Consider the following 14184-nt stretch of genomic DNA (forward strand, 5'->3'; position numbering starts at 1 on the left):
GCCAATCCACCCCGGCGCCACAGATCCAACCATCAAGTTGATGGGTTTCTAAGGTTTATTGGTGCGGCGCAAGCCTCCAACTTGAAGAGCTGTTCCCAGCTGGGAACTCAAAGTACGGGTTGTGCGAGAAGTTTGCTTTCGATGAGTCTCCAGGATCCTTCGCCGACACGCAGGAGCCTCTTCCACGACGCTGGAGGAAAGTGCGCCTGGACAGGACCCCCACGTGCCAAACAGTGCTGATTGCTGTCAAATCGCGTGGTACGCTTGGCGACGGATCCTAGCCGCTTAGTTGCCATTCGCGAGAGTCGCTCGGCCCGGAAGGAATGCCTCGCTGCAGGGTAGGGGCCGTGGGGCGTCTAACTTGTCAGCCTGGGGGCGATCACCGAAGTGACATCGGAAGCGGCGCGGCATGGCTGCATCACAAACACAACCCATCGTCTCGGACGCAAAGGATGGTGACTCCCCTAGGAACTGCGCGAGCTCAGTGCCTCCTTCACAACGGGAATTTCGCCGCCGCGCCAATGTGGGGGTATCTTTCCATGCGCCGAAACCTACCTGCGCTTCTGTAGGTTGCTCGCCGCCGTACGCGGAAGCCCGAGGCCAACTGGTACACCAACGTCGACTATCTACGAGAACAAAACGGGAAACGGGGCTCGCCCGTGCCCCATGCTGCGTGACCAACTTCATAGCTGTCTTTTTCAATGCCTGATGCGCAACTTTTACGGCACAGGGAAGCCAGCGATAGCGAAAAGTTCCCAGCTGGGAACTGCCCTGTGTCCATTTGCTCGAATTCTCCGAATCGGGCATACCTCCAGTAACGGAAAAACCGCGTAATTCGAAAAGTTGGCGTAGTTGGCGTGGCGTTAACAGCTTGTTAACCACAGTCGCTATCAATAGGCGCTGGGTGCAAGAGGAGAATCTCGGTGACGCGGCATCTAAGTAGCCTTCAGTTCATGAATACCTTTTCGACGAAACTCGAGAAGGCACTCAACAATCTTTCGCTGGCTCAGTATCCTCCTGATGCGATTCGTACCATGCGCAAATTCACTTCGACGGAAGTGGCAGCATTGCTAGGAGTGACCGAAGCTTACATACGACAGGTCTCCTTAAAAGGGCAGGGACCTGAGCCAGAGACAACGACCACCGGAAAGCGCCTATATTCTGTGGAGCAGGTGCTGGACCTTCGGATGCACCTGGCGGAAAAGGCACGGAAGAAATGGATCAATCCTCGTCGTGTTAAAGGCGAGGATTGCCAGATCATCGCGATCACGAACTTCAAAGGTGGATCGTCCAAGACAGCGACCACTATTCACTTGGGTCATTGGTTGGCACTACGTGGATATCGCGTTCTCGCAGTCGACATGGATCCCCAGGCGTCGTTAACAAGTCTGCAAGGAGCGTTACCCGGATTTGACTACCGAGAAGGTGACACCCTTTACTCAGCGATTCGGTTTGATGATCCGGTGCCAACGGAAAAGATTATTCATCAGACGCATATCATCGGATTCGACGTCATCTGCGCCGGTCTTGAGCTGACAGAATTCGAAACGGCCGTTACCCTTGAGATGCGCAAGAGCGGTGGAACCAGTTTTCTGCTTCGAGTGTCACAGGCCCTCGAACAGATCGTCGATAGCTACGACATCGTTCTTCTCGACTGTGCGCCGTCACTCAATTTCCTGACGCTTTCGTCGCTCACTGCCGCTACCGGAGTCCTAATCCCGGTCCCAGCGCACATGCTCGATGTCGACTCCACAGGGAAGTTTTTGGAGCTGGCCGCATCTTATATGCAAATCCTGGATGAGGCTGGTGCAGGCGCACGTTGGGATTTCGCCAAATTCCTCATCACAAAGTTTGAGGCCAACGACCACCCGCAAGCCAACATGCAGGCCCTAATGCGCCAAGTGTTTGGCGAGGATTTACTTCTGAATTCAGTCTCCAAATCCACTGCGGTTGCGGACGCTCTCACTTGGAAGCAGAGCCTCTATGAAGTGCAACGATCGAGGTTTTCGGCACCTAAAACTTATGATCGTGCAATCGAATCGATCAATGCCGCGAACGCGGAAATAGAAAGCCTCATCACAATGGCATGGAGGCGTGAACAGTGAGCCGTAAAGATTCTAAGGGCATGTTTGCTGCTGTTTTGGGGCAACTCGGGGAGGACAATTCGGAGGAGGGCGTCAGCCGCCGCACGTCATCGCCGCACCTGATGAAGGTGGCGGCTGGTGTTCGCCAAATGCAAGAGCGTAGCGATATCGCCGACAAGTTACTGAAGTCAGGCGAACAGATCATTGAACTCGATCCCGACAAAATACGGCCGTCGTCTATCACCGATCGATATGATGACGCCTACGAGATTTCCGCCATTGCTGAGATCACTGAATCCATGCGGGAGCGCGGTCAAATTGTGCCTGGATTGGTTCGGCCAGTACAAGGCAAGGATGGCGAGTTTCAAATCGTCTATGGTCGCAGAAGATTAGCGGCAGCTAAGCAGCTCGGGATCGGATTCAAAGCGGCCGTCCGCGAGTTAACTGATGAACAAGCAGTCATTTTCCAAGGCGAAGAAAACACCGCTCGAGAGGATCTTTCATACATTGAGAAGTGCGCTTTTGCGCTTGCACAGCAGGAAGCGGGATACAAACGGGACACCATCTGCGCTTCGCTGTCGACAGGAAAATCGCATGTCTCCGAGATGATCAAAATCGCCTCATCGGTAGACAAGGAGATACTGCAATCGATTGGTAAAGCTCCCGGGATTGGTCGAGGACGATGGCAGGAATTCTCGAACCGCTATTCCATAGACGGCTCACTCGCAAAAGCTTTCGATCTTATTCGCAAAAACAAATTCCGCGAGGCAACGTCCGACGACAGATTCATTATTCTGCTTGAGACGCTTCCATCGGATCAAAATGCGATCAAAGAAGCTGCGGGTCCGGCCAAGCCATCAAAGCCCAAGATTGCTATGAAATCCTGGGCTGCTCCAGACAAAACAGTCAGCGTCAGCCTCAAAGACAACGGAAAAACTACCATGATTGCCGTGGGAGAGGCTGAAGGATCGCGTTTCGCAGCGTTTATCGCCGGACAACTGGACGACCTGTTTGAGGCCTTTCGGAAGTCCATCACGAAACAAGGAGTCTGAAACCGCAAAAGAAAAAGGCCCCCGAACGGCAAGCCGTGGAAGCCTCTCTCTGAACTAAGCACTCTGAGAATCGCATCTCCACGAATCACTGTCAAGAGTCATTGGCGTCGTTTTGGCGAGCAGGTTTCTTTTGCCTAATCGAGGGTGAAAGAAAATGGAGACGAATATTGCGACGACGCCCTTTGGGCGGCGGCCGATGACGCTTGGCATGATTTCAAGCCAAGTCACCGCAAGGGCCATGGCGAAGGACGCGACCGTCCACAAATGGCATGTCTTCCAAGATATCAAGGACGCCAGGATCGCTCTGGGCGCCACTGATCGCGCTTTGGCTATTCTCGACGCGCTGTTGTCGTTCCATCCGGACACGACGCTTTATGGCGACAGCGAGCTGGTTGTATGGCCATCCAACGAGCAGCTGATCCGCCGCGCCAATGGCATGCCCCCAACGACCTTACGGCGACACTTGGCGGTTCTGGTCGAGTGTGGATTGATCATCCGTCGGGACAGTCCAAATGGCAAGCGCTTCGCCCGGAAAGGGCAGGCGGGCGAGATCGAGCAAGCCTATGGCTTTGACATCTCGCCGATCGTGGCGCGCGCTGAGGAGTTCAAGGATCTTGCGGATGCGGTCAGATCTGAGAAGAAGGCATTTCGTCTCGTTAAGGAGCGGCTAACCATATGCCGACGTGATATCGTCAAGATGATCGACACCGGCATTGAGGAAGGCGTGCCGGCGAACTGGGGCAGGGTTCAGCAGGCCTACCAGGCGATTGTTGGTCAGATACCACGCACTGCACCTAGGCAGACTCTCGAGGTGATTGCCGAAGAACTTGAAGGCCTTTGGGCTGAAGTGCGTGAGGCATTGGAATCATTTGTAAAAACACAGAAAGTGGACGCCAATGAGTCCCAAAATGGGCGCCACATACAGAATTCAAAACCAGACTCTAAATTTGAATCTGAAACCGGCTCTGGAAATAAAGATGAAGCGGGCGGCAACGTTGCGGACACCGACAACGTACGGAGCCTACCGAAACGCGAACTGCCGCTAGGGATCGTGCTGGATGCCTGCCCGAACATGCTTTGGCTCGTGAAGGGCGGCGGCGGAATCCGCAACTGGCGTGAATTTCTGGCCGCGGCCGAGGTTGCCCGACCGTCCATGGGCGTCAGCCCGAGCGCCTGGGAGGAAGCGCGAACGGCAATGGGTGAGCAGCAGGCGGCGATTACCATTGCCGCGATCTACCAGCGGCAGGACCAGATCAACAGCGCCGGCGGCTATTTGCGCAGCCTGACAGATCGAGCAAAGGTCGGAAAGTTCTCGGTCTGGCCGATGGTGATGGCCTTGTTGCGGGCCAAGCTTGACGCGTCGAAGACGACCGGAACCGGAGCTGAAGCCGCTGCCGTCGATTTGGAGGCGGCAGGCAAGGTTGTGCGCACCGAATCCCGGCTGGAAATCAGCGACGCGTTGCGCCGCAGCCTCGACAAGCCAGGGCGCGGATCATGATCAGCCGGGCGGGTTTCGATCCGTGGACGGTGGCTGCAGCGCTTGTCGGGACGAGCGTCTTATGAGAGCATCGAAGGCATGAAAAACCAACACGACCAGGAACCGACGCCCGATGAAACCGCCGGAATGGTGTGGTGGAACTCACTCGCCGAAACCGATCGAGCGGCTTGGCTGACGCGGGCCGGCAGCGCTGTTCCAGCTGATGCCTGGGCCGCGTACAAGCGGCTCGGGAATGTCGAGCGTCAGCCAGGGACCGCAAACTGAGGACTGTTGTGCAGCGGGATGACGGTCAGCTCGCGGGTAGTTCGGCGACGAGTCCAAGCCGGCGGGCTCGATCGAGTAGGTTCTTGACTGAGGAGGCAGACCATTTTGCGCTTCCTCGTGGGGTTCGCTCATGCAGGCGCTCGAGCTGGCCAGCGATGTCGCGGAGCGACAGGTCTGGGTTAGACTGCGAAATCCCTGCCACAAGAGTCATCAGGCGATCTTCGGGAGGCAGAGGAGACGCCCGCTTTAGCAGTGTGGATTCGGCCAGGTGCTGGGTGACGAGCCACCTCACTGCCCGCCGCAGTCGTTCAGGCGTCCAGTCGAGGCCGCGCTGCTTCAGGACCCGAGCGATGTCGTCCCAGTTATGGTCTGGTCGCATCCGGCGGACCGTCGGAAGCCACTGGTTCATAGTTGATTGTAGCCGTCGGCCATAAGCCGCCTTTTGTATCGCGGTCATTTTCGCCAGGGCTTCGGGCCTGCGCTCCCGGATACCAGGATTGCCTGGCAGTCGCCCCTTGGATCGCGCAGCGATGATGCCGGCCTTTGTCCGCTCCGAAATAAGCGCACGCTCGAGCTGGGCAACGGCACCGAGTACCTGTAGCGAAAACATGCCCTGTGGCGTCGACGTGTCGATTGGATCTCGGAGAGATCGGAAATGCGCGCCCTTCTCAGTCAGATCCTCGATCACCTGAAGAAGATGGCTGACCGAGCGCGCAAGGCGATCGAGACGCACGACGACCAGGACATCGCCGGCGCCGATGTCGCTCATCAACCGCAGTAGGGCCGGGCGAGCTCTCGACGCACCGGATCCATGTTCCTGAACGACGACGTCACAACCGGCCGATCGCAGCTCAATCTCCTGCGCTTCCGTCGCTTGTTCGTCCGTCGACACGCGCGCGTAGCCGACTTGCCGGCCTCTTGGTCGTCCGGAGCGTCGATCTTGCGCTTCACGGGCCATTTGCGGCGTCTCTCAGTATGGGAAATTGGCGTTTGTACAAACACCGAAGATATCAACAAACGATCGTTTGTAAACGTCTCTAGCCGCCCTTTACATCGCTCCTGCCGCTTCGATGAGCCGGTAAATCAACGTTTTCCGGCATCCTGAGCGTCCCAGGGCGTAGCGCTGTACAGTCCCGATATGAGGTCATTATCGATAGTGATTTTGCTCCCTAAAGAAACACGAGGTAAGTCCAGTGATAAGCTCACTAGCTTGACCAAGGCGAATCAGCCATCATGAAAACAATGGCTTACACGCTCGACAAACTGCCCCTGGAAACCCTGATCGGGCCGCTTGCCCGCGCGACCGAGGTTTTGGTCCGCCTCGACGAGCGGGTCGCCCGTTCGCCGGTCCGCGACGGCTTTGTCGAGCGCCAGCATTTTGCCGACGCGGCTTCCGCGCTCTGGCTCGAGGGCGAACTCGTCCACCTCGAGGACCTCGTGCTGCACGACGCCCACATGGACATCCGCACACCGACCCACGAACTCACCCGGGCGCATGCGGTGCTGCGAACCCGCCGGCGGATTTTTGCGCAAAAGCCGGACTGGGCGTTCAGCCGCGACGGTTTTCTGGCGCTGACCGGTCGCGGCGGCGCCATGCCGGCGGCGGGCCAAAAAGGCCGGGACGGGGAGGGGGCTGGAACTGCCTCTGTGGAAGCCGCCGATCGCGATGACGCCGAGGCCGACCGGCTGGCCGAAGAATTTGCCGAGATCGATGCCGTCCTGGCGCGCTCGTCGAAGATTCTCAGCGGCGCCGACGTGCCGGCGAAAGCGGCGCGCCCGGACGACCGGCCGGACCTAATTTATGATCTCGACTGGAATGAGGAAGAACGGCTGGCCGAATGGCAGGCTGTGCTCGCGGAAACGCGGGAATTCCCGGTCGTGCTGCGCGGGGCGGTCCTGCTCGAAGCCTGGTCGGACATCGAGGTGCTGCAGCATGCCACGTGGCTCGGGCCACTGTTCGTCGCCTCGCTGCTGCGGCAGGAGGGGCTCGCCGCTCACCATCTCGCTTGCATTCATCTCGGCGCGAAAAACATTCCGCGGGAGCGGAGGCGGGCGCGCAATCGCGGCGATCGGCTGCTCGCCTTGCTCGATGCCATTCACGACGCAGCAGTGGCTGGCCTGAAGGAGCATGACCGTCTCGTGCTGGCAAAAAGCCAGATGGAGCGGCGGCTGCGCGAACGCCGCGCCAGCTCGAAACTGCCCGACCTGCTCGAGCTGGTACTCTCGCGGCCGCTCGTCTCGACGGGCATGATCCAGGAGCGGCTAAAGGTGACAAAACAGGGGGCGCTCAACCTGGTCGGCGAGCTTGGCCTGCGCGAGATGACGGGGAGGGGAAGGTTTCGGGCATGGGGAATTGTTTAGTCCGCAGCCATTCGCTACTAACTTTACGAAATTATCGAACTTGACGAACTTGCGATCTGCAACCATATTGGGTGACGGCAGGAGGTTCTCATCATGACCGCTCCAAAACGCAGCAATCATAGCGAGACCGCATCGCATGCGGGAGTCGCCGCCCTGAGTTTCACGACAAAGCTGCCGGCACAGGCAGTCTTCAAGAAGATAGTGCTCGAACGCTATCAGGAAGCGATCGCACGCAGCCGCAAGATCGGCCATCGCGTATCGTTTCGGGTAGAGGTCGATGCGGCGGCTGATGCGCAGACGATCACGCCGGTCGAAGAGCAACCGATCGCTTCAGACGACATCTTTCCCGTCGAGGACACGGGTATGGATGCCGATCTCGAGGCGGCTCTTGCCGGAGCGCGCGCGCGTGGCCGCAAGCGTGTCGCCGAAGTTGTCGCCGGCGAGGACATGCTGAGCGCGGATGCCTTTGCCAAGCTGCTCGGCACGTCGCGGGTGACGGTCAACGCCAGGCGGCAAAGCGGACAGGTGCTCGGGATCGATGGCGCCAAACGCGGTTTCCGCTTTCCTGTCTGGCAACTCGACAAGGACGGTCGTCCCTTTGGCGCATTGGCGGCGCTGCATGCCATGTTGGGCAATAGTGCCTGGGCCGTCTATCGGTTTCTGGTGTCGCGCCATGGCGCCCTCGATGGCCGGACCGGCCTTCGAGCCCTTCAACAAGGCGATGACGCCTCGGTTTTGGCCGCGGCGGAAGGCATGGCCAGGGGCGATTTCGACTGAATGCCTGGCGTTCCACCTCCACCCGATTTCGGGCGTGCAAACCTCGAAATCGAGGCCATACCACGGGGTCGGACGTTCGGTCGGATCTACTGGAGCACCTACCCCGATCCGTTGGGATACGGGAAGTCGCCGAGCCGGTTCAGCGATCCTCGACGCCGCGGTGACGCCAACCGGTTTGGCGTTCTTTACCTCGGCGACTCCCTGAAGGTGTGCTTCCTAGAGACCGTGCTCCGCGACCGCCGCGAAGGAATCCTTGACGATCTTCCAATAGAGGAGGTGGAGCTGACCCGACGGCGCTATGCGGAGATCGCGACCACGACAGACCTACGCCTGGTCGATCTCAGAGGCGACAATGCCGTTCGGATGGGTGTGCCGACCGATGTCGTTCGGGCACAGCGCCAGAACCTGGCACGCCGGTGGTCACTGGCGTTTCACGAGCACCCATCTGAGCCCGACGGGATCATTTATCCCTCGCGCCTCAACGAGGCGACCAATCTTGCCATTTACCATCGCGCGGTACCGAAGCTTCAAGCGAGGCGTGTTGTGACCCTTCTCGGCGCGCGAGGGCTGGCTCAGGTTCTGGAGGATTTCAGGGTGGGGTTGGTGTGAAGATGCAGCTCGTATCCGTATCGCATGCGAAGATGGCTGTAGCGCCAGAAGCATCCACTAAGCCGGAGCAACGCAACGACCGGTGTGGGCCGGAATTGGAACGGCAGGTTAACTGCTCGGAACCTCCTTAAGCGGACCTGGCGAGCCATCTGATAGACCTTCAGAGTTAATGGCCAACGATAGCGATGTAGTCCGTGAATACAATAAATTGCACAGTGGCGTATTCCCTACCGTGCGACAACGTCACGGCGCGTCGGCTAAAGTCTATCGAATACGGAGCCCATCCTAGGGCTGAACAGTCGGTCATAGGTCCTCAGCAAATACCCATCCGTCATGCCGGCGACATAGTCACAGATGTGACGCAAGGGATCGGAAGCCTCCCTATATCGTTCAAAAACGTCGGCTGGCAGAAATTTCCCCGGGTCCGAACGCATCACCTCAAAGACAGCGATGACCATCATCTGGCCTTTGAACTCGAGGTGCTGAACGCTTGGGCTGTAGATGACTTCCTCCCGTACGAGGTCCTTGATCGCCACCACAAATGCCATCACCGGCGCCGGGAGCACGGCTTGATATTTAATCCGCGGTTCGGCGAACTCCGCTTTCTCGCGAATATCGACCGAAGGAATCACCATATTCAGAACGCGATTGATCTGATGTTTCCGCTCGTTCCCGTCGCCAAAGAGCCGGTTAGCAAACCCTGCATAGACGTCATTACCGTATTGGCCTGGGTATTCCGAATTAAGATAGTCCAACAGCGCGGTGCAATGCTGAGGCGTCACGTGCTTCTCGAAATCGACCCGCGAAATAAGCTGCATCGCCAGCACATCTTCGAGATCGTGAATACCGAAGCTGATGTCGTCTGCCAGATCCATCAGAGTGCATGCAAACGATTTATGCCGGGCTTCTTGATGCTTACCCGGCACGTCGTTGAACGCTTGGAACTCCTCTCGATCGGCCGGCGTGAGCGGCTCGAGAAGCCAGTCGACGACACCCTGTTCGCAATCGAGGTAGCATTTCGGTGGTTTCGACGCCTTTCGATCGAGGATTGGCGTACCACTAGTATCTTCCAGGAGCTTCGGTCTCTTGCTTGGGCTTGCGGCTTCCTTGTACGCGACTGGATATTTGAGCACGCCGAGCATCGTTTCGCGCGTGAGGTTGGAGCCAGCCGCTTTCGACATCTTCTCAAGCTTCGAGAGGATGCGAAGCGTCTGCCCGTTACCCTCAAAGCCGCCGGCATCGCGCATGCAATAGTTTAGCGCTACCTCACCGCCATGGCCGAATGGCGGATGGCCTAGATCGTGCGTGCAGGCGATCGCCTGCATCATGCTTCGCTCGGGCAGGTAATGGATTGCATTGTGGCTAGGCAGATTGTGCCGGAGTTGGATTGTCAGCCCGACAGCTATCTGAGCTACCTCGAGGGAGTGCGTGAGACGTGTTCTGTAAAAGTCGCTGTCGCCCAGATTCAAGATCTGGGTTTTGCCTTGGAGGCGCCGAAATGAAGCTGAGTGGATGACGCGCGCATAATCGACATCGCCTGGCGTGCGCGCGTCGAATGATCGTTGTTGCCATGCCTCGCGGCGATCTGCCCACACCATCGCCGCTCCCCGCAAACGACACAACTAAGATGACCCGTTCAGCTGGCCTTTAACCTCGAACTCACCGGGTAGACCAAGATCAAGACATTAAAGGTGGTGTCAAAGGCTTCTGCAAGGCACTCATGGGCGTGGCCGTTGCGATCGGCGACCGAGACAGGTTTCGCCCGTCTCACTTTGCGTCCGATGGAAAGCACTTAATAAGGTTGATGTGCCCGTTTCCGTGCATCTTCATTGGAACAGCCAGGCCAGCATCCATCCCAACGATGTTGGGACACGAACATTCAACCGCACGTTCTAAGGCCACGAACTTGCGAGGCGCCCAGCGGTAACCTTAGCTTCTGAATGAGCTGTTGACATTTGCATAAGGTTGCATGATGTTGCGGCATGATGCAGAATGATCGGCCTGATTTTCTATCGCTTGCGGATGCCGCCGATTATGTCGGTGTCTCAAAGGATACTCTTCGACGTTGGGATGCCGCCGAGAAGCTGAAACCCGTAAGGCGGCCGGGCAGCGGCTACCGCTTTTATCGACGGGCTGACCTCGAACCATTTCGTCTCGAATATAAGCGCGCCGAGCAAGCGGTTTCGGATGATGAACATCTTTTTCAAACTCTGACGGCCGACATCGAGGCGAACGTCTTGGTACGCGAGCCGCAGCAGGGCGCACATAAGGCAGTTCGCACCCACTTCGCGGCATCGAATGAGCCTGTGATACTCCAGATACCGGTCGGTTGCGGAAAGACGGGTGTCATCGCCACGTTGCCCTTTGGCATTGCCCAAGGACGGGCGCTCGTCATCACCCCTAATCTGACGATCAGGAAAGGAGTCGCAGAAGCGCTGGACATCACGAACCCCAAAAACTTCTGGCGGCGCGCCGCCGTGCTGCACGATTTCTCAGCTGGTCCATTCCGGGCTGTTTTGGACGGTGTCGACGCCAACCTTCACGATTGCAATGACAGCCAATTTGTCGTCACAAATATTCATCAGCTCGCCAGTTCGGCCGACAGGTGGTTGCCGCAGTTCCCGCCGAATTATTTCGACATTATCATGGTGGACGAAGGCCACCACAATGTTGCAGCAAGCTGGACCAAGGTCTTCGAGAAATTTCCGAATGCCAAGGTCGTCAGCCTCACAGCGACGCCGTTCCGCGGCGATGGCACACGTCCGCTCGGCAAGGTAATCTATCGCTATCCCTACACCAGGGCGATGGTGAAGGGATACATTAAGCAGATTCATTCGCGCAACGTCGCACCTTCAGAACTATATTTCACCTACAGGGACGATACACGTCGCCATACCTTGGAAGAAGTGATGACACTCCGGGAAAACGCTTGGTTCCGCCGGGGCGTTGCGCTTGCGCCGGAATGCAACGCCCACATCGTCGACGCGAGCATTAAGTACCTCCGGGAACTACGCGAGCGCACCGGCTTCAGGCACCAGATTATAGCAGTAGCCTGCTCCGTCGATCACGCCCGCCAAGTGCGCTCCCTGTACGAAGAGCGCGGGCTGAAAGCGCAGGAAATTTATGGCGAGATGGCCGACGAGCTAAAGGACCGGGTGATCGAAAACCTCCGTGGTGGGAGGCTCGATTGCATCGTGCAGGTGCAGATGCTGGGGGAGGGCTTCGACCATCCCCCGCTTAGCGTCGCCGCGATCTTCCGACCCTTCGCCAGTCTCTCTCCCTACATCCAATTCGTCGGCCGCGTGATGCGTGTCGTGCATGAGGCGAAGCCGGAACACCAGGACAACAACGCTTATGTCGTCTCTCACGTCGGGTTAAACACCGATGCGCATTGGGACGACTTCCGTGAGATTGACTTCGATGACCAGGCCCTCATCAGAAAATGGCTGCAGGGTCAGGACGAGGAGCCGGAAGGGGACGGCAGCGGTGAACCTCGTCGCTTTGACGTTGGCATGTTGGTCGACAGCGAGATCATTGGATCGTTCATCAACCGCTCGTTTCTCGATCCCGAAGACGACCGCGTTCTTGAAGAAATGCTCAACCACGAAATTGGAGGCGGGATTCGGCTCCGCGACCTTATCAAGAAAGAAGTGCTGCGCGAAACCTTGCGGAATAAACAACAAGACCGCGCCGATTTGGCCGAGGTCGCGAGCCTGCCAGTGCAGCCGCAAAGCCGGCGCGTTCAAGCCCGCAGGCGGCTTTCGCAGCGCACGAATTCCGTCGTTGCCCGCATCCTGAAGGACCTTGGATATACGATTGCAGGCCGTGAAGTCGGTAAGGCGATCAAGACGGTCGCTGGCCGAGACAACCGGGCAGCAGTCGCCAGCCTCTTGCACACCGCAGTCAACGAGCATCTGGGCATCGCCTCGGGTAGCCGGAAAGAGCCCGGCGCCGACGACAATGAGGATGCACTGGCGGCTCTGGACATGCTCGGCGATCAGGTTCGGGACGCCATTCGAAAGGAGATCGGGTCATAATGCCCAAGGTTAGAGATATCCTTATTCATGTATCCGTCGAAGAGGCGCAACGACAACGAAAATGTCGGCGTAACACCAGTCACACAATTGCAAAGGGTGAGATATGCCTTGTCGTCAAAACAAATCCAACAAACGATGATTATAGTTATAGCTTGGTTCCGGCTAAAGAGATGCTCGACACAGCATGGGCTAAGCTAAAGATCATTTACGCAAGTCTGGGAATCGCGCCGCCATCATAAGGTGACCACCTGATAATCACCGGTAGGGGGAAAATTGAACCGTGCAACAGACAATGGTACGCGCCCTTGATCAAAACTGCAGGCCCCGACAAGCGGCCGAGTATAGCCTGCGCGAAGATCGTTTCCTTGTGCCGCCGCGCATTAATGTCCGCTTTCGAGAAGCGGTTGGGTTGACTTGAACGGCAGAAACGCGGCGCGTTCCCGCCTGGCAGCTTTGGGCCGTGGAACGAACCCGCTGCGCTGGAGGGGCGCCTGCGGTTGAGGTAGAGATCAAGAACCGGTCGTCGCGCTGGCGTTGAGCGTCGTTCGGCTCGAGCAGAGCATGACGGGCTTCTTCAACAAGGAGCCTGACCATGCACCATCCCGTTCTCGATGCACCCATCAGCCCGCTGCGCCAGCGGCTGATCGACGACATGAACATGCGGCGTTTCTCACGCGAGACGCAGCGCAACTATCTCCGCGATATCGGACGCCTGGCGACATTCCTCGGGCGTTCACCAGACACAGCGACCGCCGACGACCTACGTCGGTTTCAGATCGAGCAGCAGGAAGACGGCGTTCCCGTGCCGACGATGAACAGCATCGTGTCGGCGCTGCGCTTCTTCTTCACCCAAACGCTCGACCGCCCGGACCTGGCGCGTCGGCTCGTCCGGCTGGCGCATCCGCGCAACCTGCCCGTGGTGCTCAGCCGCGACGAGGTGGCCCGGCTGCTCAACGCCACCACCTGCCTCAAGCACCAGGCCGCATTGTCAGTCGCCTATGGCGCGGGCCTGCGTGTCGCCGAGGTGTCGATGCTGAAGGTTGCCGACGTCGACAGCGAGCGCATGCTGCTGCGCGTCGAGCGTGGCAAGGGCGGGCGCTATCGCAACGCCATGCTCTCGGAGGACCTGCTCTTGTTGCTGCGTGAGTGGTGGAAGGTCGGACGTCAGCAGGGCGTGATGCACCGCGACGGCTGGCTGTTCCCCGGACAGCACGCGATGAAGCCGATCAGCACGCGGCAGCTCTATCGCATCGTCGTCGAGGCGGCCCAGGCCGCCGACATCGCCAAGCGGGTCGGGCCGCACACGCTACGCCACAGCTTCGCCACCCACCTGCTGGAGGACGGCACCGACATCCGGATCATCCAGGTCCTGCTCGGGCATGCCAAGCTCAACAACACCGCCCTTTACGCGAAGGTGGCGACCCGGACGGTGCGTGCCGTGACGAGCCCGCTCGACAAGCTCGGGCTGTTCAAGCCGGGAGAGGTCTCGCCCGACATCTGAG

At 58.3% G+C, this 14184-nt stretch carries 10 protein-coding genes; 8 read left to right on the forward strand and 2 right to left on the reverse strand.

Annotated elements, in window-relative coordinates; genetic code table 11:
* Positions 1–923: 923 nt before the first annotated feature.
* The 3 genes from repA to repC all read left to right on the forward strand — a co-directional run bounded on the left by repA (position 924) and on the right by repC (position 4634).
* Positions 924–2105 carry a plasmid partitioning protein RepA gene (repA, locus tag NKH30_RS13770; RefSeq protein ID WP_024927411.1) on the forward strand — a complete coding sequence of 394 codons (1182 nt, stop codon included), beginning with the start codon at positions 924–926 and terminating at the stop codon, positions 2103–2105.
* The gene (gene repB / locus NKH30_RS13775) at positions 2102–3136 is read left to right on the forward strand and encodes a plasmid partitioning protein RepB (protein WP_352656752.1); all 1035 of its coding nucleotides are present in this window, start codon (positions 2102–2104) and stop codon (positions 3134–3136) included. The genes repA and repB overlap by 4 nt, the downstream gene beginning before the upstream one ends.
* A gap of 154 nt (positions 3137–3290) precedes the next feature.
* Complete coding sequence (repC, locus tag NKH30_RS13780; protein ID WP_352995790.1) at positions 3291–4634, forward strand: plasmid replication protein RepC; 1344 nt, start codon at positions 3291–3293, stop codon at positions 4632–4634.
* A 289-nt stretch (positions 4635–4923) separates the two neighbouring features.
* Here repC and NKH30_RS13785 read toward each other — a convergent pair whose 3' ends face one another.
* On the reverse strand, positions 4924–5856 hold the full coding sequence (locus tag NKH30_RS13785; RefSeq protein WP_352980403.1) for a recombinase family protein: 933 nt from the start codon (positions 5854–5856) through the stop codon (positions 4924–4926).
* Positions 5857–6140: 284 nt separating this feature from the next.
* On the opposite strand from NKH30_RS13785, the gene NKH30_RS13790 reads away from it, so the two are divergent.
* The 3 genes from NKH30_RS13790 to NKH30_RS13800 all read left to right on the forward strand — a co-directional run bounded on the left by NKH30_RS13790 (position 6141) and on the right by NKH30_RS13800 (position 8645).
* Positions 6141–7259: an RHE_PE00001 family protein gene (locus NKH30_RS13790; protein ID WP_352995792.1), complete on the forward strand. Its 1119-nt coding sequence runs from the start codon at positions 6141–6143 to the stop codon at positions 7257–7259.
* A 93-nt stretch (positions 7260–7352) separates the two neighbouring features.
* Positions 7353–8036: an XRE family transcriptional regulator gene (locus tag NKH30_RS13795; protein WP_352995794.1), complete on the forward strand. Its 684-nt coding sequence runs from the start codon at positions 7353–7355 to the stop codon at positions 8034–8036.
* A complete protein-coding gene (locus NKH30_RS13800; protein ID WP_352995796.1) occupies positions 8037–8645 on the forward strand; it encodes an RES family NAD+ phosphorylase in 609 nt (202 codons plus the stop codon). It begins immediately after the preceding gene.
* A 257-nt stretch (positions 8646–8902) separates the two neighbouring features.
* Here NKH30_RS13800 and NKH30_RS13805 read toward each other — a convergent pair whose 3' ends face one another.
* Positions 8903–10243 (reverse strand): anti-phage deoxyguanosine triphosphatase, encoded by a 1341-nt coding sequence (locus NKH30_RS13805; RefSeq protein ID WP_352995798.1) that lies wholly within the window; start codon positions 10241–10243, stop codon positions 8903–8905.
* Between the two features lie 384 nt (positions 10244–10627).
* Here NKH30_RS13805 and NKH30_RS13810 point away from each other — a divergent pair, with 384 nt between their 5' ends.
* Positions 10628–12682, forward strand: a complete 2055-nt coding sequence (locus NKH30_RS13810; protein WP_352995800.1) for a DEAD/DEAH box helicase — start codon at positions 10628–10630, stop codon at positions 12680–12682.
* 592 nt (positions 12683–13274) lie between these two features.
* Positions 13275–14183 (forward strand): site-specific integrase, encoded by a 909-nt coding sequence (locus NKH30_RS13815; protein ID WP_352995802.1) that lies wholly within the window; start codon positions 13275–13277, stop codon positions 14181–14183.
* The last annotated feature ends 1 nt before the right edge of the window (position 14184 follow it).

Source organism: Mesorhizobium sp. M1273, assembly GCF_040318195.1.
In the GTDB taxonomy this organism is placed as follows: Bacteria; Pseudomonadota; Alphaproteobacteria; order Rhizobiales; family Rhizobiaceae; genus Mesorhizobium.